We start from the raw sequence: 23,464 nt of genomic DNA on the forward strand, positions 1-23,464 counted from the left end.
CGGTGCGTGCCTGGGGCGCACGCCTCAGCCCAGTGCTGCGCTGGTCATGACATGATCATGCCATGACCAGCGCAGCGTCTTCCGCGGCGTCCTCTGCCGTGTCCCCAGCCTCGGTGCCGTTTCCCGGCCCTGGCGCGGGCAGGGGCGCTCAACGCCTGGTCTCCCCCGCCGACCTGCGTGCGCGCGCTCGGGAGCCGGGCGCGCAGGGGTCGTCTCCCCAGACCCTGGCTGCCCTGGCCCGGGCCCTGTGCCAGCAGGTGGAGTCGGTCGTGGTCGGCAAGGCCCAGGCCGTGCAGACCACTGTGGCCACCCTCCTGGCTGGTGGACACCTTCTTATCGAGGACGTCCCGGGAGTGGGAAAGACCACCCTGGCCTTGGCGCTGGCTCGCTGCCTGGACCTGAGCGTGTCTCGTATCCAGTTCACCGCGGACCTGCTGCCTGCTGACATCACCGGAGTCAGCGTCTACGACCAGTCCACCAGGGACTTCCGCTTCCACCCCGGGCCGGTCTTTGCCAACATTGTCGTCGCCGACGAGGTCAACCGCGCGACCCCGCGGACCCAGTCCGCCCTCCTGGAGGCCATGGGGGAGGACCAGGTGAGCGTGGAGGGCCGGAGCCTGGCGCTACCCGATCCCTTCATGGTCGTCGCTACCCAGAACCCCCTGGACATGGAGGGAACCTATCGGCTTCCAGAGGCCCAGCGCGACCGCTTCATGACCCGTATCTCCATGGGCTACCCGGACGTAGCGGCGGAGACCGCTATGCACACCGACCGCGCTGGCGCGGACCCGCTGGAGGCGCTGAGGCCACTGGCCTGTGCCGAGGACGTGCGCCGGGCGCGCAGCGCTGTCGCCCGCCTGCACCTGGCCGAGCCGGTCGCGGCCTACATCGTGGCCCTGGTCGCGGCGACCCGTCACGACCGAGCCCTGGCCCTGGGGGCCAGCCCGAGGGCGGGCCTGCAGCTGGCTGGCCTGGCCCGTGCCCGGGCGGCCGCAGCCGGGCGGGACTTCGTCTCTCCTGACGACGTCGCCCAGGTCGCTGACGCGGTCCTGACCCATCGTCTGGTGCCTGCCGACCGGTTTGCCTCAGCGGCCCAGGCGCACCAGGCAGCCGGTGAGGTCCTGGCACAGATCGTGTCGCGCACACCGGTCCCGGGCTCGTGACGGGTCCCGGTCCGGGCTTTGCCCTGCTCACGGGTGCCCGGCAGGCGGGCGGGCGGAAGGTGCAGGAGGTGTAGCCCGGTGAGTACTGCTGCGGTGCAGCGCCACCGTCTCCGGGCGCGATGGGGCGTCCCCTGGGCCGCCCCCACGCCTCAGGGCTGGGGGCTGGTAGCGGTAGGGGCTGTCCTAGCAGGTGCCTGGTGGCTGACGGGTCTTCGCCTGCTTGCCTGCGCCGCCCTGGTCCTGGCGGCACCGGTCCTGGTGTCCCTGTCCGTTGTGGGTGGCACGGCCCTGGTCAGTGCCGTGGCCCGCCCCCGGGTGCAGCTGGACCTGCCCGCCCTGCCCCAGGTGGGAGAACGGGTGCTGGTGGGCGTGCGCGTGGGGCTGCGGCTGCCCGTGGCCGTGCCCGCCTGGGTCCTGTGGAGGGTGGACGGCGTCTCTACACTGGCGCCTGTGGACCGCCGGGGCTGTGTGCTGGGGCTGGAGGCCGCTCGGCGCGGTCCTGCGGTCGTGGGCGTCTCGCGTCTTGTCCTGTGGGAGCCGCTGGGCCTGGCTCGTGGGAGCCTGCCGCTGGGCGTGTCAGCCACGCTCCTGGTGCTTCCCCGGCCGGTGGCCCTGGAGGAGGAGCTCGCCGTGGTGCCGGGGCCTGCACCGGGGGAGCAGCACGGCAGCGAGGGCGGGGAGCCGCCCGGCACCCTGCGCGACTACCGTCCTGGTGACATGCTGGCGCTTGTCCACTGGAAGCAGTCTGCCCGGGCCGACCGTCTCCTGGTCAGCGACCGGGAGCGCGAGTCCCGTCCCCGGGCACGTCTGGCCCTCCTGGCGGGACCCGGGGTCTGTGCCAGCCACGAGGACGCTGAGGTCGCCATATCCGTGGCGGCTGGGATCATCCAGGAGTGGTCCGCCCGGTACCGTGACCTGGGTCTGGCCGTGCTGGTCCTTCCCGCCGCAGCCGACGGGGCCGACGGGGCCGACGGGGGCAGTCTTGTGCAGTGGGAGGCGGAGGGGGCGTGCTCCGTCGTTCTCCTGAGAGTCCTGGCGCAGCTGGACCTGCACGGTGGCGATGTCGCCTCGCTGGCCCCGGCCGCGCTGCGGGAGCAGGGCGTCCAGGCCGGGCTCCGGGCAGGCCTCGCCGCCGACGTCGTCGTCCAGGCGGTTGCCTCTCCCGGGGCGCAGGAAGGCAGGCAGGGCTCTGCCGGTGGTGACCGCGGCAGCGGTGTCGGCTACTCGTTCCTGGACCCTTCCGTGCACGGGACCCTGGTTCTTGTCGGCGGCACGGCGGGCGGTGGGCAGGAGCCGGCGGCCTGCGGGGCTGTCGGCGAGGTCCCGCAGGGCTGGCAGGTGCTGCGTGTGCCCGCCGTCCAGGAGGGAGGCGGCAGGTGAGGTCCAGGCCGGGACGTGGCAGGGCAGGTGTGCAGCCCGTGCGCCCTGCGGCCCGGCTGCGCCCGCTCAGCCCTGCGACCCGTGTCCTGACCGAGCCTGCTCGCTGGCAGCCGCTCCTGGCGGCGCTCCTTGTCACCACACTGTGGTGGCTCGGGGCGCGTGCGGTCGAGCCGGTGCTGCTCCCGGGCGCCTGGCAGTACCAGGTCCTAGCCGTGACCGCCTCGGCCGTGGTGGTCCCGGGGGTGGCGCGCGGCCTTCGGCCCTCCCGCCCGGCCCTGGGACTGGTGGTGGGGCTGGTGTCGGCGGCCTGCGTGCTGACTGCCGTCCTAGGGTGGTCGCGTGCGGCAGTGTGGTGGCACGACCCGGTCGGGGCGGCGCGTCTGGCAGGTCAGGAGCTGGCCACAGGCGTACCACCCCTGGAGGTCTCTGCGACCCTGGGCTCGGGGCTCCTCATCGTCTGCCTGCTGCTGTCGTGGGCCTGTGCTCTCGTGTCAGCGGGTGGGGCCGACGTCGTCGGGCTGACCGGGCTGGTTCCAGCCGCTGCCCTCCTTGTGCCCGTGGTGGTCAGGGGCCAGGAGCCGCCACGGCTGTGCCTCGTGGGCGTGGCGCTGTGCCTGACCGCCCTGGTGGTCACCTCCGCCCCCGAGCGCTACTGGCCCTCACGCAGCCACGACCCGGGAGCCTCCCACGGCCCCAGCGCGGCACGGAGCAGGCTCTGCCTGGTCATGGGGGCGGTTGCCGTGGTCGTGTCCATCGCCCTGACGGGGGCGGTTCCCGTGGTGACGGAGCAGGTGTGGGCACCGGTGAGGGCACGGACGAGTGAGCCAGAGCTGGGGCTGACCCTGTCCCGGGACCTGCTTCGAGGCCCGGGGACCACGGTCCTGTCCTACACGGGTGACCTGGAGACGGGCACCAGCCTGAGACTGCCCCTCGCCGTTGTCGCCGACCTGGAGGGGACCTCCTGGCAGCCGGAGCGCAGCCCCGGCCCCACGCAGGTCTCCCGGCTCCAGGACTCCTCTGGAGAGGGAGCCCTGACAGCGGGAGGGGCCGTGGCTCGTTCCGGGCTGAGCGGCTCAGACCTGGACCACCTGGTCGGTACCGCGGGGGACGGCGCCGGTGCGGTCACGGCGCTACAGGTGCGCGTGCAGGACCTGCGCACCGACCACCTGCCTGTCCTCCAGTCCACGGCCCTGGTGGTCGGAGCCGGTGAGGACGTCAGCACCGGTGTGGAGGAGAGCCCCGAGGGGCAGGAGAGTGCGCCGTCCCCGTCTCCCACGGGTAGCGGGGCGGGCTTGGACCTCGACGCCGATCCTGACGTCGAGGCTGACTTGGAGGCTGATCTGGAGGCGTGGCGCTGGGTTGAGGGGACCTCCACGGCCACAGGCGTCGGTACCACCCTGGGGTCGGGGACGGCCTACACGCTTGTGGGCTGGAACGCCGTCGCTGACGCCTCTGGGCACCCGGCGGCGCAGGTGCCTGTCGCCTTCGCCGCGTCCTGGGACGTGCTGGAGCGCTACACCCGTCTCCCTGAGGACACCCCGGTCGCGGCCGCCCAGGCAGCGCGTGAGGCGGTGGCTCAGGCCGGTGCCGGTGAGGACGCCGCCTCCCGGGCGGCGGCGCTGGCATCCTGGCTGCGGGGGGAGGGCTTCGTCTACGACGAGTCGGCCCCCGGTGGCACAGACGGCACAGACGACGGTTCTGGCGGAGGTTCTGGCGGAGATAGCGGCGAGGGCGCTGAGGGGGGCTCAGCCATGGAAACCGTGGCGACCTTCCTCCAGGAGCGTCGTGGCTACTGCGTCCACTATGCCTCCGCCTTCACCGTCATGGCCCGGTCGCTGGGCCTGCCCACACGCATCGCCGTGGGCTACGCCTCTGCTGCTGCGGGACCGGGCCGGTGGACGCAGGTCAGGGGCGACCAGCTCCACGCCTGGCCCGAGGTGTGGGTGGAGGAGGAGGGGTGGGTCGCCTTCGAGCCCACGCCCGGTGGGTCGGGCGTGGAGGCGGACCAGCAGGGCCAGGACGCCGTGTCCGCGCCTCCCACGTCCTCCCCGGCCGAGCCCACCCCGGGCCAGCCCGCCTCCCAGCCGGGGACGCCCTCGGCTGCCGAGGCCCAGGGCGCCTCCGCGCCGCAGGCGGGGGTGCGCGCGTCGGCTACGTCGGCGTCGCGCTGGAGCGCCGTGGTGGTGCTCGCGGTGCTTCTTGCCTGCCTCCTGGCTCCGGGGCTGCTACGTGCGGTAGCCGGGCGCCGACGTCGTCGGCGGGTGAGCTCAGGCCGGGACCCTGCGGCAGCGGCCTGGGAGGAGCTGGTGGCGCTAGGAACCGACCTGCGGCTCCTGAGCCGGGCGCCGGTGGGCAGGGCGCGCACGCAGGAGGCCGTGGCTGAGCGGCTCGTGGCGGCCCTATCCTCCCCTACCCGGCAGCCGCAGGGTGCGGACCCGGACACCGGGGACCTGCTCAGGCGGGCGCGGGAGGCGGTCCCCCGACTGGCTGCCGGGGCTGTCGCGGAGCGTTACGGCCCCCCGACCCGGCAGGAGGCTGAGCCTGCTCACGAGGCTCTTGGGAGGCGGGAGGCCGACGAGGGGCTCAGCACCGCCAGTGCCGGGCTGCGCAGTGCTGCGGGGAGGTGGCGTCGGCTCCTGGCCGTGGTGCTGCCTGCAAGCCTCCTGCCGCACCCTGACCTGCCACGGTCAGTGTTACAGTCAGATCGCCGTCGTGGTGCTGCGTCACCGGGTCGCCGGGACGGCGACACAGACAGGCGGGCGGCGCCCACCCGAGAATCCCCGGAACATGTCCACGGGCGTGAGAGGATGGAATAACGCCCCGGACACGGTCCTCCGTCTCGCGCGAGAGGATTCTTTGCCGGGACCCAGGTCATCTGGGGCGTGCCAGGTGCCTTCCGCATGACGGAGGGCCGGGCACGACGACGAGGAAAGGCAGACCTTCTATGGCCATGTACGAGCTCGATGGCAACCACCTCCTCCCGGTACGGCTCGGCCGCCCCACGGATGCTGAGACCCGGGCTCGCGGCCTTGCCGCCATCCAGCGCCAGGTTGTCGACGTGCTGCGTCGACCCTTGTTTCCCCTGGGGTGGAGCGAGGTGGACCACGGGCAGAGCCTGACCGCCCTGGACGCGACCGGTCAGGTGGTCCTGGTAGAGGTCCTCAGCGCGGTTGACGCCGCGGGCCTGATGTCGGCGATGTCCCGTCTGACGGCAGCCGCGGCCGCCGGGCGGCGTGAGCTGGCCAGCCGCTACGCCGGCGGGCTGGCGGCCTTCCGGGAGGACTGGAACGAGTTCCGCGAGGCCATGCCCTCCCAGGTAGAGTCCGGCCCGCGCCTGACGCTGCTGGCGGCGTCCCTGGCGCCTGACGTCCGCTCCAGCATGTCGGTGCTGATGGGCTCGGGGGTCGAGCTCTACGAGGTTGACACCCGGGTCGTAGACGAGTCCCGGGTGGTCGTGGTCATTGAGCAGGTCCGGATGAGCGACCTGAGCGGTGGCGGCCCGCTGCTGGTGGCTCGTCCTCAGCGCCCTGGCCTGACCGGTCCCGGTACCAGGGCTGCGCAGGCGCAGCAGGCCAGGCCCCAGCCGGTCACGGGCTCCATCGAGGTCGTCGCCCCGCGGCAGCCCGCTGATCCTGGCCAGGGGTCGGCCCCGCCAGCAGACTACTTCCGCGCGGAGGCTGTGGCTGAGGAGCAGACAGCCGGGACGCAGACAGGTACAGCAGGTGCAGCGGACTCCACGCCGGTAGCGGGCACGGCTGGTGTGCGCGACGGCGCCCAGGGGCTCCAGGAGGAGGCCGAGGAGCCTGCCTCCCGCGCCCGCGGCCACCGCTTGCGGGACACGGTGGCGGGGACCCGTACGCCGGGCTCCTCCGGGTGGGATGGTGCTGCCGTCGGCCAGCACGCGGCAGCACCGGGGGCCTCCCGGCACGCAGGTGACGGTGAGGAGCAGGCACCGGTGCAGCCGTTGACGCCGCCCTCGGTCTCCACCCCGCCCCAGGACGACACCGAGGCGGCGCACCTGGCTCAGGCCTGGCCCGTCAGCCCGCCGGGCCGTGCGGCGGCCCAGGCCGAGGCGGAGGCGGTCACTCGCCCTACCCCGGAGGTGGCGGCACAGGATGCCGCAGACCTGGCGGCGATCGCGCGTCACCTGGAGGGTCCCACGCGTATCATCTGGCAGGGGCTGCGTCGGGGCATTTACCACGAGGCTGTCCTGTCTGCCGGAGGCATCATCACCCTGGTGGACGGTCGTACCTTCTCTGACCCCACCTCTGCCGCCAATGCCGCCCAGGGCGTGGACGACGCCGACGGGTGGCGCGTGTGGAGGCTGGGCGTGCGTGGCCGTCAGCTCGGGGACCTGCGTGAGGACCTGCGCCGGTCGCCGTCGTGACGTGGTTCCGGCACGCCCTTGGCAGGGCTCCCGTCGGTCACCGTAGCCTGCACGCGAGGTCTGCCGCATCCTCGCAGGACGCTCACAGAACGACTGACGTGCCAGTACTTTACGAGGACTCGGTGTCCTGTGAGGACCAGGTTGCTCTCAATGGTTCGGGTGCGCAGTGTGCAGGGCGTACGACATAAGCCAGCGTCCCAGCGTGGAGAAGACCCGCTCACGCACGGGCGGCTCGGAGAGGGTGAGGTCGTGGACACCGCCCGCAAAACGGGTGATGGTTACCAGGTTGCCCAGTCTTACAGAGTTTCGGGCGGCGGCCTGGGCGTCGATGATGGTGTCGGCGTGACGTGCCTGCGGCGTCCAGCCCAGGCTCACCCGGCTACGGGCCGAGGCCATCAACAGCACGGGGCAGTCGATGTCCAGGCCCTGGGCCACGCGGGCCTGGCCGTCCAGGACCGCCAGGAGCCAGCCGGGTCGTACCGGTGCCCAGGGACGCAGGACCCAGGCGGGGTTGAGGTCCCAGCCGGTGGCGTAGGGGTCCTGCGCCCAGGAGGGGTCCGGCAGCGCCCCGTCGCGTTCGTCGTTCCAGCCGTCGGCCACGTAGAACACATCAGAGGGGCTGATGGTGCCGGTGGGCAGCTCCATGCGTGGGCTCACACGTGCCAGGGTGCGTATCACCGGCCGACCCAGGGTGCGGGTGGGATGCCCGCCCCACGTCTCCAGCCAGGGGGAGGTGAGCGCTAGGCCGGACAGGACGCCGGGGTGACGGTGCGCCCACAGGGCGGCAGTCAGGCCTCCGGTGGAGTGGCCGTTGAGGACCACAGGGGTGCTCTGGACAGCGCGGTCCCAGTGGTCCTGCTCCGGCGGCTGGCCGGGGCGGCAGCCCGGCCGTCACGGCCTCCGCCCCGCCCGGCCCGGGGCGTAGGTCGTGCCCGGAGCGGATGATCTTGAGGGCCAGCCCCAGCTCCTCGTCGTAGTCGAGCAGGGAGGTGCACCACCCGTGCATCTGCCCTCGCGCCAGGAGCGGCCGTAGCGGCGCAGGTCCAGGGCGTAGAAGGCCCCGCCCAGGGCAGAGACCTCCCGGGCCAGGTGGGTCTGGAAGAAGTAGTCGTTCCAGCCGTGGAGGTAGAGGTAGGCGAAGACGGGGGCTGTGGGGGTGCCGGGCAGGGCGTGCGGGTCCTCGGCGGGGACGTGCCGCACCAGGGTGGCCACCGCGCCGTCGTCCTCGGTGTCCGGTGCCAGCTCCAGGGTGCGGGCCTGGAAGCCGGGACCCAGGATGTCGCGTGCCCAGGTGCCTGCGGGGGCGCCGGTACCTGCTGGGTTGGCGCCGCTGATGCCGACACCTGCCGGGCTGCTGCCAGTGCCTGCGGTGCTGTCAGTGGCTGGCACTGTGCTGTCCGTCCTGGACGCCTGCGGCGAGGGCGTTCTCGAGGGTGACCTCGGGGATGGAGGCGTCCTCCAGCCACTTCTGGAGCTGTCTGCTGTGCTCGGTGCTGGTCAGGACCGAGGCGGTGTCGATGGTGTGGTCGGCGCTCATCCACTCGTGGCCGGTGGCGTAGTCCTCCCCTGAGAGGTCCACCGCACCCACCTCCTCCGTCATGACGGGAGAGGCCAGGGAGATCGCCACACCCGTTGCCTGCGTGACCGGGTGCGGGATGGAGGACAGCCCGGTGCTGAGCCCGCCGAGGCTCGCCGCGACCACGTCCTCCTCGACCTGGGCGGCCGACACCGCAGCCTGGGTGCGGGTATCAATAGCGGACTGGCTGATAAAAAGGTAGATGTAGGCCACTGGCTGTCCTCTGCTCGTCGCTCCACTTATTCCTAGTCCCACTTAGCCCTGGGATCGTCCTCCTCAACCTCGTCGGGCTGGCCGTCAAAGGCCTCCTCCAGCGTGAGCTCCAGGTTGGACCAGGCAGAGCGCATGGTGTTGACGATCTCGAAGAGGATCTCCTCGTAGTCGGTCGCCCGGGGAGACGTCCACGAGTCCGACAGGTCTTGGCTGAGCGTGACTGCCTTGGTGGAGTCGTTCTCCAGGTCCAGCGTGAGGCGTGCGGTCCTGGTGCGCTCCAGCACTTTCCCGATCGCTGTCTTCTGCCTGTTCTCTGCCAAGGCTCTTGCTCCGCTAGTTCCGTGGTGGCGTGCCACCACCACGTTATTGAGCCGTGACAAATGTGTCAATGTCGTCTAGCGCAACACTTTTCTCACATGGGAGAGAAATGTGCTCCTGCGACGGGGTGCCGAGCCGTGGCAGAGGCGGGTCCGCCTCCTGCTCCTCTGGTTAGGCCTCCGGGTCCTCCAGGAACTCCCGCAGGATCGCCTCCATCTGGTCGGTCTCGATGAGGAACCCGTCGTGGCCGTGGACGGAGGCCACGGTGCGCCTTCTGGCGTCCGGTACGCCGTCAGCCAGCTCCTGGGCCTGGGCGGGCAGGAACAGGCGGTCAGAGTCCACGTCCACCACCAGGGTGCGGGCGGTGACCCGCCCCAGGGCGGCCTGGATCCCCCCGCGCCCGGTCCCGACGTCGTGGACCATCATGGAGTGGGTGACAATAAGATAGGTGTTAGCGTCAAAACGGGCCAACAGTTTGCCCGCGTGGTAGTCCAGGTAGGACTCCACCTGGTAGCGGCCGCCCACTGCCGGGTCCTCCTCCCCCTGGTGCGCCCGGCCGAAGCGCTGGTCCAGCTCGGCGGCCGAGCGGTAGGTGGTGTGGGCCAGCGCCCGCGCCAGCGCCAGGCCCCGCACGGGCCCCACCGGGTGGGAGTAGTAGTCGCCATCAAGGAAGTAGGGGTCCCCCACGATCGCCAGCTCCTGGAGGTGGCACCAGGCCAGCTGGTCGGCGGTGGTGGAGGCCCCGGTGGCTACCAGTGCCAGGTTGCGTACCCGGTGCGGGTGACTCACGGCCCACTCGAGGGCTCGGTGCCCTCCCAGGGAGGCGCCGACCACCAGGTGGAAGGCCTCGATCCCCAGCGCGTCAGCCAGGCGGGTCTCGGCCTCCACGGCGTCGCGGGTGGTCAGCCAGGGGAAGCGTGACCCCCACGGGCGGCCGTCCGGCGCGAGGGAGGACGGCCCGGTCGAGCCCTGGCACCCGCCCAGGATGTTGGCGGCCACGACGAAGTACCTCTGCGTGTCGATGGCCCTGCCCGGGCCGACGACGCCGGGCCACCACCCGGGGGTGGGGTGCCCGGGTCCTGCCTCACCGGTGACGTGGGAGTCCCCGGTCAGAGCGTGCAGCACCAGGACGGCGTTGTCGCGCTGCTCGGACAGGCGCCCCCAGGTCTCGAAGGCCAGCGTGGTGTCCGGTAGGACCTCGCCGGACTCCAGGGGCATGTCCCCGATCTCCAGGAAGCGTCGGCGTCCCGGGTCGTTGCCGGGCCTCCACGCCCCGGTGGGGGAGCCTGCCTCGCGGTCCACCAGCTTGGAGGAGGCTGTGCCCACGCCGTAGGCGGGAGCCTCCTCGGTGTCGCTGATGAGCGTGGGGGAGGGGCGGGGCGCCTGGTCCGTGCCCGGGTCATGCGTGCCCGGGAGGCTCACGGCTGGCCTCCTGAGGCGGCAGCCAGGCCGCGCTCCAGGTCCGCCAGGATGTCGTCGATGTGCTCGATACCGACACTCAGGCGCACCGTGCCGGCACCGATCCCCGAGGCGGCCAGCCCCGCGTCGTCTAGCTGGGAGTGGGTGGTGGTGGCCGGGTGGACCGCCAGGGAGCGCACGTCACCGATGTTGGCCAGGTTGGAGAACAGCCGCAGGGCGTCGATAAAGGCGGCCCCGGCCTGTCGGCCCCCCGGCAGGTCGAAGGCCAAGACCGCTCCCGCGCCCCGCGGACAGTACTTGCGGTGCAGGTGGTAGTAGGGGCTGGAGGCCAGGCCCGAGTAGCGCACGTCGGCGACGTCGTCGCGCGCCTCCAGCCAGGTGGCCACAGCCAGGGCGTTGTCCACGTGGCGCTCCATGCGCAGGGAGAGGGTCTCGATGCCCTGGGCGATGAGGAAGGCCGAGTGCGGGGCCAGGGGGAAGCCCAGGTCCCGCTGCCCCTGGGTGCGGGCCTTGAGGACAAAGGCCAGGTTGGCTCCCAGGGGGCTGCCCACGCCTAGGTCCCGGGCGTAGACCAGGCCGTGGTAGGACTCGTCGGGCGTGTTGAACCCGGGGAAGCGCTGCGGCGCAGCCGCGAAGTCAAAGTTCCCCGAGTCCACGATGACTCCGGCTACCGACGAGCCGTGCCCTCCCAGAAACTTGGTGGCTGAGGCCACGACGATGTCGGCGCCCCACTCGATGGGGCGGGTCAGGAACGGCGAGGCCACCGTGTTGTCCACGACCAGAGGGATGCCCTGGGCGTGGGCCGCTGCGGCCACCGGTTCGATGTCGAGGATGTCACCGCGGGGGTTGGGGATCGTCTCCCGAAGAAGGCGATGGTGCGCTTGTCGGCCTGGGAGGACCACGCCTGGGGTCGGCAGGGTCGTCCACGAAGCGTGTCTCGATGCCGAGCCGGGGCAGGGAGTGGGCCAGCAGGTTGGTGGTGCCCCGTACAGGGAGGGGGAGGCCACGATATTGCTGCCCGCGCCTCCCAGGGTCAGGAAGGTCAGGGTTTGGGCTGCCTGCCCGGAGGCGGTCAGCAGCGCTCCTGCGCCCCCCTCCAGGGCGGCGATGCGGTTCTCGACGATCTCGTTGGTCGGGTTGTTCAGCCGGGTGTAGATAGGGCCCAGGTCGGTCAGCGCAAAGCGCGCGGCGGCCTGCTCGGCGGAGTCGAAGACGTAGGAGGTGGTCTGGTAGATGGGGATGGCCCGGGAGCGGGTGCTGTCCGACCTGGGGTCGTGGCCTGCCTGGACCTGCTTGGTCTCGAACCGCCACCCGTGCGGGCTGCCGGGGCTGGGGGGCTCAGCAGTGGTGGGGCTGGTCTGGGTGGACGTCGGTTCTGGCATAGGGGTGCTCCTTGGAGGCGGCGGTGACCGGGGGAGCGCTGGAACGACCTGGACCTTGTGCACCTGCGGCCCGTGGACCTCGGTCGTCCTCAGGCTGCCGTCCTCCGACCGCCTCAGGCCGGGGCGGACCGGGCGCGAGCCAACTGCCTGACCGGTTCCTGACGCTGGCGGTGCGTGGTGCGGGAAGGTGTCCTGCGTCCTCTGCTGTCACCAGGGTGGGCAGGGGCGGGGTGACGCGTACGGGCTGGCGTACGCGTCAGCGGCGCATTCGACGGGTGCTGTCCCCCGCCTGGAGCCGGGTCCCGGTCTGGTGCTGGGTGCAGGACATGGTGCGCACTCTACCGGTCCGTGAGGTGCGGCGCGAGTGTGAGGCTGCGGGGTCCGCAGCGTCCGGGAGGGGGATCGGCCGGGCGTCGGCCACGCTGGCGTCGTCGACAACGGCCGACGGCGCCCGGGAGGGGGCGGAGTGGCCCGGAGTAGCCCGGAGTGGCGCGGAGTAACCGGAGTCCCCGGAGTACCCGGAGTAACTCGGTGAGGACTGCGTCCGGGGTGGTCGGTGCGTAGCGCCGGGCGGCGGCTCAGGAGGGGACGGCACCCCTTCTCGCGCCCTGCGCCGCCCTTCACCCACCCTTAGTGAGAGAGATATCACAAAAGCCGCTCGTCGGTCTCAGCGCTGTCGATCCGCGTCATAGCGGGGAATGCCTGAAATGACAGAGGTGTAAGTTGTTGATGTGAATGATGTGGGCAGTGTTTCCAGAATGAACGCGAGCGACTAATGTGGCGATACCAAGACCCGCAGTGACCCGCAGCGCGGGCGGACCAGCACCCTGCTGACCCGTGACAACTGCCTGACGACGGAGACCTTCGTGAGCCTGAAGTACCAGAACCGATGGGGGCGCGGCCTGGCGGCTGCCGCCGCCTTGGCGCTGGCGTGCACCCTGACGCCCGCCTCGTACGCCGACCCCGTGGACCAGGAGGACATTGACGACGCCAGGGCCGCTGAGACGACGACGTCAGCATCTATCGAGGACCTGGAGGAGGCCCTCGTCGAGCTGAGCGCCAACCTGGAGGCGGCCCAGGTCAATGCCCAGGCTGCCAACGAGGACTACCTTGTGGCGGTGGACGAGCTGGCTACGGCCACCTCACAGGCGCAGCAGGCGCAGGAGGACGCCGAGGCTGCTGTGCAGGAGACTGAGGAGGCGCGCTCCGAGCTCGGGTCCGTCGTCGTGCAGACCTACCAGGAGGGCGGCACCGCTCTGACAGCCCTGACGCCCTACCTGACCAGCGAGTCGCTGTCTGACCTCGCTGACGCCGGTGCGGCGTTGACGCGCGTGGGGGAGACCACCGACGCCAAGGTCCAGGAGGTCGAGGCGAACCAGGCTGTGGCCGAGTCCAAGAAGGACCTTGCTGACAGCAGGCTCACTACCAAGGAGACTGCGGCCCAGAACGCGCAGGAGGCCAAGACGACGGCCGATGCCGCTGCCACGGCCGCCCAGACCGCGGTCACACAGGCCCAGGACCAGCGTGCTGTCCTCATTGAGCAGCTGGCCACCCAGCGCAGCACTACCGTTGAGCTGGAGACGCAGTACCAGGACCAGCTGGAGGAGCAGCGCAGGCAGAGCGAGGAAGAGGCGGCCAGGGAAGCCCTTGGTGTGACCCAGGAGGAGGCCCAGCCCTCTGAGGAGGGCGAGGGCTCCGAGGGGCAGGCTGCTGATGAGGCCTCTGAGCCGCCAGTGCAGGAGTCTGCGCAGCCGCAGCCTGAGGACGAGATGGCGGCCGAGGATGGCGAGGCTGCTCAGGAGGCGCCTGCTGAGGAGCCTGCGCCGGCCCAGGAGGCGCCTGCTGAGGACCCTGCGCCGGCCCAGGAGGAGTCGGCTGAGGAGCCTGCGCCCGCCCAGGAGGAGCCTGCCCAGGAGGAGTCGGCTGAGGAGCCTGCGCCCGCCCAGGAGGAGCCTGCCCAGGAGGAGTCGGCTGAGGAGTCCGCGCCGGCCCAGGAGGCGCCGGCCCAGGAGCCTGCGCCTGCCCAGGAGCCTGCGCCCGCCCAGGAGGCGCCCGCTGCACCTGCAACATCCTCAGGCTCCGGTGCGACCACTGCGATTGCCGCTGCCAGGAGCTACATCGGGACCCCGTACGTGTGGGGCGGGGAGTCGCGCTCGGGTCTGGACTGCTCGGGACTGACCATGATGTCCTACCGCGAGGCTGGCGTATACCTCACCCACTCCTCTCGGGTCCAGTACGGCCAGGGAGCGCAGGTGCCCCTGTCCGGCGCCCAGCCGGGGGACCTGGTGTTCTGGTCCTCCAATGGGACCCAGTCGGGCATCTACCACGTCGCCATCTACCTCGGTGACGGCATGATGATCGAGGCGCCGACCTTCGGGTACACGGTGCGGATCACCGCGATGCGCTATTCCGGGGCTATGCCCTACGCCGTCCGGCCCTGACGGCATACGCGGCCTGCGTGGCAAGCTTGCGCAACAAGTACAAGTACAAAGCGCAACGAAAACGTCAGAGGACAACACTCCACCGCGTTGTCCTCTGACGTTTTCGTTGTCTGGATTGCCTGGCTCGCGGCCTTGCTGCCGAGGTGGAGCGCAGAGGCGGAGCCAGGTCCCCCGTCAGCTCTCGCGCGCGACTCGCTCGGCCTCGCGCTGGTAGGAGACGCGGATCTCCTCCTCCGCCTCCTCGCGCCCGACCCAGTGGGCTCCCTCCACCGACTTGCCTGGCTCCAGGTCCTTGTAGACCTCGAAGAAGTGCTGGATCTCCAGGCGGTGGAACTCGCTGACGTCCTCGATGTCTGTGCGCCAGGATGCGCGCTGGTCCGCGCTGGGTACGCACAGGACCTTGTCGTCCCCGCCTTTCTCGTCGCGCATGCGGAACATTCCCAGTGCCCGGCAGCGGATGACGCAGCCAGGGAAGGTGGGCTCCTCCAGGAGCACCAGCGCGTCCAGGGGGTCGCCGTCCTCTCCGAGCGTGTCGTCAATGAAGCCGTAGTCGTCGGGATAGCGCGTCGAGGTGAAGAGCATCCGGTCCAGCCTGATCCGGCCGGTCTCGTGGTCGATCTCGTACTTGTTGCGGTTTCCCTTGGGGATCTCGATGGTGACGTCGAACTCCACGGGAGCCTCCTTTGCGTGTCTTCCAGCCCGAAAAGTGCCCTAGGCACGACGTCGGGGTGCGGTCCCGTCCCGGCTGGTGGGGTCTCAACGGCACTAGTGTGGCCCACAGTCGGCCCTGGCGACAGCAGCCACAGGCCTCATCTTCGGCTGTCCTGGGCTGTCATGAGCCGTCCTTGGCGGTCGCCGCTGGCCGGTCTCTCCGGGAGCCGTCTGCTCTCCCGGTCATCGCGTCCGGTAGCCTGGCTGGTGCCTGGTTGTGGGACCGGCCCTGGTTGAGCCGCTGGCAGGTAGTTGCCTGACAGCGGCGGGTGCGCTCCTGCCGTGGCTCGACGGCACCTGAGGATGAACGGAGAACACATGCGCAAGGCCCAGATCGCTGCTCTGACGGCGGCGACTCTCCTTGTTGCCGGTGGTTACTACGGGCTGGCCGACGCCCTCGACCTGGTGCCTGGCCCCGTCACCGCCGCGGCCGAGGACATCACCCCCAGCCCTTCCCCCAAGTGGCCTCGCCGCAGGCCACGGTGTCCCAACCCTCCCCCTGCCCGAGGACGTGCCTGTCCCGCAGGCAGCCGCCCTGGACCTCCTGGTCCGGGCACTTGAGGAGGACGAGGCGCTGGAGGAGGCCAGTGTCAGCGCCTCCGTCATCGACGTCGTCACCGGTGAGGAGATCCTCGACCACCGTGCTGGTACTGCCCTGACGCCTGCGTCCTCCAACAAGCTGCTCACCGCGTGGGCCGCCCTGTCCCTCCTGGGGCCGGAGCACGCCCTGGAGACCTCGACGGTCCTTGACGGTGAGACCTTGACTCTTGTGGGTGGGGGGGATGTCCTGCTCGCCGCTGACGAGGGGGACCCCACGGCGACGGCGGGACGGGCAGGCCTGGGAGATCTGGCCCGTCAGACAGCGGAGGCACTCAGGAGCCAGGGGGTCACCGGTGTCTCCCTGCGCCTGGACGACACTCTCTTCAGCGGGCCGACCTGGAACGAGGCATGGGAGGCAGGCAACGAGGCGTGGGTGTCGGGGGTGCAGCCAATCATGGTGGACGTGTCCGCCTACCACGGTCAGGGGGGCTATCCCTCCGACCCGGCTCTTCACGCCGCCCAGACCTTTGCGGACCACCTGAGAGAGGCCGGGGTCAGCGTGCAGGGCAGCATCACCCGGGCCGCGGCCGCGGACTCCGCCGCGACCGTGGCCTCGGTCAGCTCGGCGCCGCTGGCGGACGTCCTGTCCCTGTCGCTGCGTACCTCTGACAACTCCATGACCGAGGTCCAGGGGCACCTGGTCGCGGCCGCAGCGGGAGAGAGCGCCGATTTTGAGGGTGCCGCGCGGGCGGTCCTGGCCCAGCTGGGCCAGGACGGTTTTGACACTGCTGGCGTGACCCTCCTGGACTCCTCCGGCCTGGCCAAGGGGAACAAGGTTCCCGCCCGCCTGCTGGCACAGGTTGTCGGCCGGGCAGCCGGTGACCAGGGTGGGGAGGTCGGGCGCACCCTTTTGGCGGCCCTGCCTGTGGGTGCCCTGGACGGGACTCTGGACGACCGCTTCCTAGACACGGCTGCGGCGGGGACGGTGCGGGCCAAGACCGGCTCCCTGGACCAGACGGTCTCGCTGTCGGGGGTGGTAACCACCGCCGACAGGCGGCTCCTGGCCTTCGCGGTCGTGGTGGACGGGTTTGCCGAGGGCGGGCTGACGGCGGCCAGGGCTGCGCTCGATGAGCACCTCATGGTGCCTCTGGCCGGGTGTGGCTGCCAGGGCTGACGTCACACGTCGCAGGAGCGTCTGCCAGGAGGCCGTGGCGGCGTGTGCCGTGGGGCGCTGCGGCTGCGGCCTGTGGCAGGCTTGGCGCGACACAGGCCGGTACCTGCCCTGACCGGCTACCTGCCATGAGGAAGGCGATGCCAATGGACGTCACGGACATGGGGGGCAAGCTCCAGCAGGTCCTGCTCACCGAGGAACAGATCGGGCGCCGCCTTGACGAGATGGCTGCTCAGATTGACGCGGACTACGAGGGACGGGATCTCCTGCTTGTCGGCGTCCTCAAGGGCGCTGTCTACGCCATGGCGGACCTGTCCCGTCGGCTGCACCGCTCGGTGCCCATGGACTGGATGGCGGTGTCCTCCTACGGGTCCGGGACCCGTTCCTCCGGGGTGGTCCGCATCCTCAAGGACCTGGACTCCGACATCACCGGTCGCGACGTCCTCATCGTCGAGGACATCATCGACTCGGGCCTCACCCTGTCATGGCTTGTGGGCAACCTCTCATCGCGGGGGGCAAGTTCGGTCGAGATCGCCAGTGTCCTGCGCAAACCTGGGGCGGCCAAGGTCGAGGTGGGGGTCAAGTACGTCGGTTTCGACATCCCCACCGAGTTCGTCGTCGGTTACGGGCTGGACTACGCTGAGAACTACCGTAATCTCTCCGTAATTGGTACGTTGCGTCCGGAGGTCTACGGCGCCTGAGGTCTGATCCTCCTCGGATGCTCGTCCCGCGGGCGGGTGCGGGGGCTCAGGTCTGCAGCGTGCCGTCTTCTACGAGCTGTCCCCGAACCCCACAGGAAGAAGAGATCTTGCCACTCATGAGACCGGTGCTCCGGCCCCTAGCCGGAGCCCTTGGAGCCCTTGTCGTCGCTCTTGGCCTGGGATCCCCGGCGCTTGCCGCTGCCGGGGCCGGGCCGCTCGGGCAGACGACATCCACTGCCACACATTTTGACACGGTTGCCGACATGAAGGCGGCCTCCGGGCTGTCCGGCACTGTCGTCACCGACGGAGACGAGGAGGCCGGTGACGGTTCTGGGATGACCTTCCAGATCACCAGCACTCTTCCTGAGGGAGCACTGGGTGGCATCGCCGTCTCCCTGAGCGACGGCCAGTACGCGGTCCCGCAGGGACTGGCCACCTCTCCCAGCACCTCGCCGGACCCCGAGGCGGTGGAGGACCTGCTGTCCCGTGCCAGGACCTTTGCCGAGGCGGGGGACGACCTGGTATGGGACAGCAGTCGACTCACGCCGCTGTCCGGTGAGGTCGTCCACTCCACGATGAGTCGGCCCTACGCGGTGACCTGCTCCTCCTTCGTCGGAATGGCGCTGGCAGGCTGGGACTACTCCCACACCACCTACGTGGCTGACGAGAACTCACAGGTCGGCTACGGCGTCGACTTCGGCGGCGTCCTTGAGGACAAGGGCTTCTGGTCGGCGAACAACCTTGCCAGCTGGTTCTATGCCAACGGTGACGTGTGGCTGGGCAGCGAGGGCGGCTACGAGCCCGGTGACGTCCTCTTCTTCTCCGAGCAGGACCCCCGGGGGCAGTCTGACTCCGTCCAGGCGGATGACGTCTTCTTCGGTAACGTGTACCACACGGCGATCTACCTCGGTGACAACCAGCTGATCCACTCCACCGGTCCGTCTGCTGACGGCGGCGTTGTCGTCACCCAGTTCTGGGCCAGCCTTGAGGCGGACCTGAGCTTCGTGGCCCGTCCGAGCTGGGGGACTCCTCCAGCGTCTTCTCCGCCACCCAGGATGAGGGCCAGGACGAGGCCGGGGGTGCGCAGGACGGTCAGGGCGAGGACGCTGAGGCTGGCCAGGACGCTGAGGCTGCCGACGACGCGGGTGCAGCGGACCCCAGGACGGGGACGCCGGGACGGCTCAGGAGGAGGCCGAGGAGGACCAGGACCAGGCTGTCCAGCAGGACCCCCAGGACGGGGGCGCTGAGGCTGGCCAGGACGGTGGGGCTGCCGACGACGCGGGTGCAGCGGACCCCCAGGACGGGGACGCCGGGACGGCTCAGGAGGAGGCCGAGGAGGACCAGGACCCAGCGGTGACTTCCTATGACGCCCCTGTCGGCGAGTCTGAGGACGCAGGTTCCCGGGACGGCGCGCAGGCGGCCGCGGCCCAGGCAGATCCTGGTGCTGACTCCGATGCAGAGGCGAATGGCCAGGGAGACCAGGGAGACTCCGTGCTGGCACGTACGGGGCTCCCCTCCTCCAGCCTTCTGGCCGGGGGCGTGGCTCTGGTGATGCTGGCGTCGGGCGCGGTGTTCCTGCTGCTGCGTCAGCGCAGCCTTCAGGCGTCGCGTCTGCGGGCTACGGTGGACGGTGCCCGCAGGCTAGTGCGCCGGAGACGGTGACGACGACACCGGAGACGGCAACAATAAGGTCTCAATTTGGGACCGCCATCTGATGGCCGACAGCGTGTGCCCGCACCTCTCAGAGGTGCGGGCACACGCCTTTCTCGGGCTGCGGGGCGTGTGGCTGGGGCGGGTCGTGTGGCATGGAAACGTATTCTGCGGAACCAGCGTGTGCCACAAGGTGAGGTCACCCATAATTCACCGCTGGCAGAAAGCGTTGGGCTGACGGTCCTAGTGCTGACAGACAACCCTCTTGTTCTCGCTGGTCCGTTTCCTATAAGCGGGATCGTTGATGCGGAAGACCCGTGGTCAGGCCGTGTTGGAAAGCCTGACGGAACGCTCTCATAGTTGTCAGCAATGTGACACTCGCTATGAGGCCTCTCCTGTTTGGCAGAAGCTGTAGTAGCGGTATGGTCACGGCCGCAAGATGCCAGAACCTCTATGACAGGAGACAGCGGCTCATGGCTGAGACAACCTCTATTTCGCGGCGCGGTATCACCTTTTTGGGAGCGGCCCTGCTCGCCTCGCCCACTATCTCCTGGGTGCCGGCTGCGGCAGCCCCGGGGTCGGTCGAGGCAACGCAGTACGACACCCTCTACGACCTGCTGCAGGCCTCTAACCCGTCAGGGACGGTCTGGACGCGGGGTGACGAGCTGGCCGGCGACGGCGCTGGCGTCACCTACGCCGTGGAGTCGTCGCGGCCCTCGGGCAGGCTCGGGAACGTGTCAATGCTCCTTGCCAACGGCAAGTGGGCGGTGCCGCAGAGCTTCTCCACCCAGCCTGCCCGCAGTACGAGCACTGCGGCAGCAGACGACCTGATATCACGGGGGCAGAGCTTTGTCGACGCGGGTACCCGCCTGGGGTGGGACGGTAACGGCCTCACCCCGCTGACGGGGCAGGTGGTCCACCAGGTCGCCTCGGAGCCCTACGCGGTGTCGTGCTCCACCTTTGTCGGCATGGCGGTTCTGGGATGGGACTACCAGCACACGACCTATGTGGCCGACCAGAACACCAAGGTGGGCTACTACGTCGACTTTGGTGACGGTTTTGAGACCTCCAGGGCCTGGTCGGCGAATAATCTTGCCAGCTGGTTCTATGCGCGTGGAGACGTGTGGCTGGACGTGGATAACCACTATGAGCGCGGTGACATCATGTTCTTCTCCGACCCGGACCGGAATGCGGTAACGGGAGGCGGCGTCGGTGCGAGGACCATATTCGGGAACGTCTACCACGCGGCTATCTACCTGGGGGACGGAATGCTCATGCACTCCACGGGCGTAGCTGCCGGCCAGGGAGTTCACGTGTCAAAGATGTGGAACTTCCTCAAGAAAGATCTGAGCTTTGTGGCCCGCCCAGCCTGGAGCAGCCTTTAGAGGAGGTCGGTCTCCCGGATGATCCTGTGCCCGGGGGCCGGGTACCTGGGGCCAGGCGGCGACGGCGCCTGGGGCGCTGTCGCCGTCCCAGGGGAGGACGGACCTCGAACCGGGTGCCTTCACCGGTATTCTGGGCGCTGATGCGGCCGTGGTGCAGGTCGATGACCCCCTTGGCCAGGGCCGGGCCGATACCGGTGCTGCCGCTGGGGCCGATGTAGAGCCTGCGGCCGCCTCCCGTGGAGGGGCCGCAGGTCGGTGCCGCCGCTGGTTCTGCGGTGCTCGTTGTGACCCCCTCTGCACGCCGTGTGCGAACGTGAGGCACCGCAACAGGAATCGGTGGGGTCCCTCCGCCTCTCATCGGCTACCGTGTGGGCATCAGACACGTGAAGGGATCCACCGCTGATGAGTGAATCGGGCCAGCAGCCTGGTCGAAGGACCCCGGACCTCCGGGGCGGGAAGAACAAGAGGGGCGGTCGTGGCGGCCGTGACAGAAGGCGTCGTGGGGCGCTGGGCAACCCCCTGCTGTGGGTCGCCCCCGTCATTATTTTGGTGGTCCTGCTGGTGTGGTCGCTGGCCTCCTCCCTGGGTGGCTACCGGTCTATCGACACCTCCGACGGCCTCGCCCTGCTGCGGGACAACCCCGGGATCGTCGAGTCGGTGACCGTCATCGACGGCACTCAGCGCGTCGAGCTGGACCTGACCCAGAGCTACGTCCAGCAGCCTAAGCGGCAGGGTGATTCGGAGCAGAACATGGGTGACAGGGTCCAGTTCACCTTCACCGACGCCCAGGCGGAGCAGGTGGACTCCCTGGTCCAGGGTGCTGACCCCTCAGCAGGCTTCAACTCGGTGGTACCCACCTCCTCCTGGTGGTCCTCCATGCTCCAGCTCCTGCTGCCCACCATGATCTTCCTGGGGCTCATGTGGTGGATGCTCACGCGCATGAGCGGGGGCCGGGGCGGTGCCATGGGCTTTGGCAGGTCCCGGGCGAAGGTCGGCTCCAAGGAGATGCCTGACGTCACCTTCGACGACGTCGCCGGGGAGGACGAGGCGGTCGAGGAGCTGGAGGAGATCCGTGAGTTCCTCTCCGAGCCGGACAAGTTCCGGGCCGTGGGGGCTAAGATTCCTAAGGGGGTCCTCCTGTACGGGCCCCCCGGGACCGGTAAGACCCTCCTGGCCAAGGCCGTGGCGGGGGAGGCGGGCGTGCCGTTCTTCTCTATGGCTGCCTCCGAGTTCGTCGAGATGTTCGTGGGTGTGGGCGCCAGCCGTGTACGCGACCTGTTCGAGCAGGCCAAGGAGAACTCGCCGGCCATCATCTTCGTTGACGAGATCGACGCGGTGGGCCGTCATCGCGGCAGCGGAACCGGGGGAGGCCACGACGAGCGGGAGCAGACCCTCAACCAGCTCCTGGTGGAGATGGACGGCTTCGACGTCAACACCAACGTCATCCTCATTGCTGCCACCAACCGCCCCGACGTGCTGGACCCTGCCCTGCTGCGGCCCGGGCGCTTCGACCGGCAGGTCAGTGTCGAGGCCCCCGACATGGGCGGACGCGAGGCCATCCTGGCGGTCCACGCCAAGGGCAAGCCGCTGACCCCTGACGTCGACCTGGGGCTGGTGGCCAAGAGGACGCCAGGCTTCACCGGTGCCGACCTGGCCAACGTCCTCAACGAGGCGGCCCTGCTGACCGCACGGTCCAACGCCAACCTCATTGACAACCGCGCCCTGGACGAGGCCATCGACCGGGTGCTGGCAGGCCCCCAGAAGCGCACCCGGGTCATGAACGACCACGAGAAGCGCGTAACCGCTTACCACGAGGCCGGCCACGCCCTGTGCGCCGCGGCGGGTGCCTACTCCGACCCGGTGACCAAGGTGACGATCCTGCCGCGGGGCAAGGCCCTGGGGTACACCATGGTCATGCCCAGTGACGACAAGTACTCCACTACCCGTAACGAGCTGTTGGACCAGCTTGTCTACGCCATGGGCGGACGGGCCGCGGAGGAGATCGTCTTCCGTGACCCCACCACCGGTGCCTCCAACGACATCGAGAAGGCCACGGCCACGGCCCGCAAGATGGTCACCGACTACGGCATGACGGCCGCCGTGGGGGCGGTCAAGCTGGGGACCACGGAGAACGAGACCGTCCTGGGGCTCAACGCCACCAGCCGGGACTTCTCTGAGGACGTGGCTGCCACCGTCGACGCGGAGGTACGGGTGCTCCTGGACGCCGCCCACCGTGAGGCCTGGGAGATCCTTACCCGCAACCGGGCTGTGCTCGACGACCTGGCCAGCCAGCTCCTGGAGCGGGAGACACTGCTGGAGATGGACCTGGAGAGGATCTTCGCCCCCGTGGTCAAGCAGGCTGAGCGCCCTCTGTGGCGCAGCGACGAGACTCTTGACTACGGCACCACGGAGCCTGTGAGGTGACCGGGCAGGCCCAGGGCGCCTACGACTCCCAGGGCGTCATGCGGGCCGTGCGCGACCTGCTGGTGGCCGTCGGCGAGGATCCGGACCGGGAGGGTCTGCGCGGGACCCCGGAGCGGCTGGCCCGTGCTTACGCGGAGATGTTTTCCGGCTTGGGCCAGGACCCGGCCCGGCACGTGGAGACGGTCTTCGACGCCGACCACCAGGAGATGGTCCTGGTGCGCGACATCCCCATGTACTCGGTGTGTGAGCACCACCTGCTGCCTTTCCACGGGGTGGCCCACGTGGCCTACATCCCTGACCGGGACGGTCGTGTGACCGGGCTGTCCAAGGTGGCCCGCCTGGTGGACGGCTACGCACGCCGCCCCCAGGTCCAGGAGCGGCTCACCTCCCAGGTGGCTGACGCCCTCGTGGAGCGGCTGGGCTGCCAGGGCGTGCTCGTGGTGGTGGAGGCGGAGCACCTGTGCATGTCTATGCGGGGCGTGCGCAAGCCGGGCTCCAGCACGGTCACCAGCGCCGTGCGTGGCAGCATGCGCAGTGCCGCCACCCGGAGTGAGGCCATGAGCCTTATCCTGGGTGGGCGGCACTGAGCGGTGGTCGTAAGCA

General features: G+C 70.0%; 18 protein-coding genes and 1 pseudogene. 12 read left to right on the forward strand and 7 right to left on the reverse strand.

Annotation, left to right across the window (positions count from 1 at the left end; translation table 11 throughout):
* Positions 1-62: 62 nt before the first annotated feature.
* The 4 genes from D5R93_RS02490 (at position 63) to D5R93_RS02505 (ending at position 6,930) form a co-directional block, all read left to right on the forward strand.
* Positions 63-1,163 carry an AAA family ATPase gene (locus tag D5R93_RS02490; RefSeq protein ID WP_119836368.1) on the forward strand — a complete coding sequence of 367 codons (1,101 nt, stop codon included), beginning with the start codon at positions 63-65 and terminating at the stop codon, positions 1,161-1,163.
* 78 nt (positions 1,164-1,241) lie between these two features.
* Entirely contained in the window at positions 1,242-2,543 is a 1,302-nt protein-coding gene (locus tag D5R93_RS02495; protein WP_120203646.1) for a DUF58 domain-containing protein, read from the forward strand.
* A 38-nt stretch (positions 2,544-2,581) separates the two neighbouring features.
* Positions 2,582-5,359, forward strand: a complete 2,778-nt coding sequence (locus D5R93_RS02500; RefSeq protein WP_162933786.1) for a transglutaminase TgpA family protein — start codon at positions 2,582-2,584, stop codon at positions 5,357-5,359.
* A gap of 128 nt (positions 5,360-5,487) precedes the next feature.
* Complete coding sequence (locus tag D5R93_RS02505; RefSeq protein WP_120203651.1) at positions 5,488-6,930, forward strand: restriction system modified-DNA reader domain-containing protein; 1,443 nt, start codon at positions 5,488-5,490, stop codon at positions 6,928-6,930.
* 147 nt (positions 6,931-7,077) lie between these two features.
* On the opposite strand, the pseudogene D5R93_RS02510 reads toward D5R93_RS02505, so the two are convergent.
* The 6 genes and pseudogenes from D5R93_RS02510 to D5R93_RS02535 all read right to left on the reverse strand — a co-directional run.
* Positions 7,078-7,755: pseudogene (locus D5R93_RS02510) on the reverse strand (serine aminopeptidase domain-containing protein); the annotation flags it as partial.
* Positions 7,756-7,821: 66 nt separating this feature from the next.
* Positions 7,822-8,319, reverse strand: a complete 498-nt coding sequence (locus D5R93_RS02515) for an alpha/beta fold hydrolase (protein WP_423243312.1) — start codon at positions 8,317-8,319, stop codon at positions 7,822-7,824.
* Positions 8,306-8,719 (reverse strand): hypothetical protein, encoded by a 414-nt coding sequence (locus D5R93_RS02520; RefSeq protein ID WP_120203656.1) that lies wholly within the window; start codon positions 8,717-8,719, stop codon positions 8,306-8,308. Before D5R93_RS02520 ends, D5R93_RS02515 begins: the two co-directional genes overlap by 14 nt.
* Before the next feature lie 32 nt (positions 8,720-8,751).
* Positions 8,752-9,039 (reverse strand): hypothetical protein, encoded by a 288-nt coding sequence (locus tag D5R93_RS02525; protein ID WP_162933787.1) that lies wholly within the window; start codon positions 9,037-9,039, stop codon positions 8,752-8,754.
* A 169-nt stretch (positions 9,040-9,208) separates the two neighbouring features.
* Positions 9,209-10,396, reverse strand: a complete 1,188-nt coding sequence (gene metX, locus D5R93_RS02530; protein WP_120205748.1) for a homoserine O-acetyltransferase MetX — start codon at positions 10,394-10,396, stop codon at positions 9,209-9,211.
* 59 nt (positions 10,397-10,455) lie between these two features.
* Entirely contained in the window at positions 10,456-11,838 is a 1,383-nt protein-coding gene (locus D5R93_RS02535) for an O-acetylhomoserine aminocarboxypropyltransferase/cysteine synthase family protein (protein ID WP_120203658.1), read from the reverse strand.
* Between the two features lie 866 nt (positions 11,839-12,704).
* Between D5R93_RS02535 and D5R93_RS02540 the strand changes: the two genes are divergently transcribed.
* A complete protein-coding gene (locus D5R93_RS02540; protein WP_243106898.1) occupies positions 12,705-14,279 on the forward strand; it encodes a C40 family peptidase in 1,575 nt (524 codons plus the stop codon).
* A gap of 174 nt (positions 14,280-14,453) precedes the next feature.
* On the opposite strand, the gene D5R93_RS02545 is transcribed toward D5R93_RS02540, so the two are convergent.
* On the reverse strand, positions 14,454-14,951 hold the full coding sequence (locus tag D5R93_RS02545) for an inorganic diphosphatase (protein WP_119836375.1): 498 nt from the start codon (positions 14,949-14,951) through the stop codon (positions 14,454-14,456).
* 550 nt (positions 14,952-15,501) lie between these two features.
* On the opposite strand from D5R93_RS02545, the gene dacB reads away from it, so the two are divergent.
* From dacB to folE, 7 genes are all read left to right on the forward strand, one after another.
* Positions 15,502-16,704: a D-alanyl-D-alanine carboxypeptidase/D-alanyl-D-alanine endopeptidase gene (dacB, locus tag D5R93_RS02550; RefSeq protein WP_243106899.1), complete on the forward strand. Its 1,203-nt coding sequence runs from the start codon at positions 15,502-15,504 to the stop codon at positions 16,702-16,704.
* Positions 16,705-16,847: 143 nt separating this feature from the next.
* Entirely contained in the window at positions 16,848-17,402 is a 555-nt protein-coding gene (gene hpt / locus D5R93_RS02555) for a hypoxanthine phosphoribosyltransferase (protein ID WP_119836377.1), read from the forward strand.
* Positions 17,403-17,518: 116 nt separating this feature from the next.
* Positions 17,519-18,649, forward strand: coding sequence for a C40 family peptidase (locus D5R93_RS02560; RefSeq protein WP_162933788.1), 1,131 nt, complete (start codon positions 17,519-17,521; stop codon positions 18,647-18,649).
* A 106-nt stretch (positions 18,650-18,755) separates the two neighbouring features.
* Positions 18,756-19,064, forward strand: coding sequence for a hypothetical protein (locus D5R93_RS02565; protein ID WP_120203664.1), 309 nt, complete (start codon positions 18,756-18,758; stop codon positions 19,062-19,064).
* Between the two features lie 461 nt (positions 19,065-19,525).
* The gene (locus D5R93_RS02570; protein WP_119836379.1) at positions 19,526-20,437 is read left to right on the forward strand and encodes an NlpC/P60 family protein; all 912 of its coding nucleotides are present in this window, start codon (positions 19,526-19,528) and stop codon (positions 20,435-20,437) included.
* A gap of 402 nt (positions 20,438-20,839) precedes the next feature.
* Positions 20,840-22,861, forward strand: a complete 2,022-nt coding sequence (gene ftsH, locus D5R93_RS02575; RefSeq protein WP_119836380.1) for an ATP-dependent zinc metalloprotease FtsH — start codon at positions 20,840-20,842, stop codon at positions 22,859-22,861.
* Between the two features lie 38 nt (positions 22,862-22,899).
* Positions 22,900-23,448: a GTP cyclohydrolase I FolE gene (gene folE, locus D5R93_RS02580; protein ID WP_119836441.1), complete on the forward strand. Its 549-nt coding sequence runs from the start codon at positions 22,900-22,902 to the stop codon at positions 23,446-23,448.
* Positions 23,449-23,464: the final 16 nt, after the last annotated feature.

Origin of the sequence: Actinomyces lilanjuaniae (genome assembly GCF_003606385.1) — a bacterium.
GTDB classification, from domain to species: domain Bacteria; phylum Actinomycetota; class Actinomycetes; order Actinomycetales; family Actinomycetaceae; genus Actinomyces; species Actinomyces lilanjuaniae.

What these genes read in the sequence shown, in the direction of transcription:
- ftsH (WP_119836380.1), top strand. Translation starts at nt 20,840, where the DNA reads ATGAGTGAATCGGGCCAGCAGCCTGGTCGAAGGACCCCGGACCTCCGG.
- D5R93_RS02490 (WP_119836368.1), top strand. Translation starts at nt 63, where the DNA reads ATGACCAGCGCAGCGTCTTCCGCGGCGTCCTCTGCCGTGTCCCCAGCC.
- D5R93_RS02505 (WP_120203651.1), top strand. Translation starts at nt 5,488, where the DNA reads ATGGCCATGTACGAGCTCGATGGCAACCACCTCCTCCCGGTACGGCTC.
- D5R93_RS02570 (WP_119836379.1), top strand. Translation starts at nt 19,526, where the DNA reads ATGGCTGAGACAACCTCTATTTCGCGGCGCGGTATCACCTTTTTGGGA.
- folE (WP_119836441.1), top strand. Translation starts at nt 22,900, where the DNA reads ATGCGGGCCGTGCGCGACCTGCTGGTGGCCGTCGGCGAGGATCCGGAC.
- hpt (WP_119836377.1), top strand. Translation starts at nt 16,848, where the DNA reads ATGGACGTCACGGACATGGGGGGCAAGCTCCAGCAGGTCCTGCTCACC.
- D5R93_RS02560 (WP_162933788.1), top strand. Translation starts at nt 17,519, where the DNA reads ATGAGACCGGTGCTCCGGCCCCTAGCCGGAGCCCTTGGAGCCCTTGTC.
- D5R93_RS02535 (WP_120203658.1), bottom strand. Translation starts at nt 11,838, where the DNA reads ATGCCAGAACCGACGTCCACCCAGACCAGCCCCACCACTGCTGAGCCC.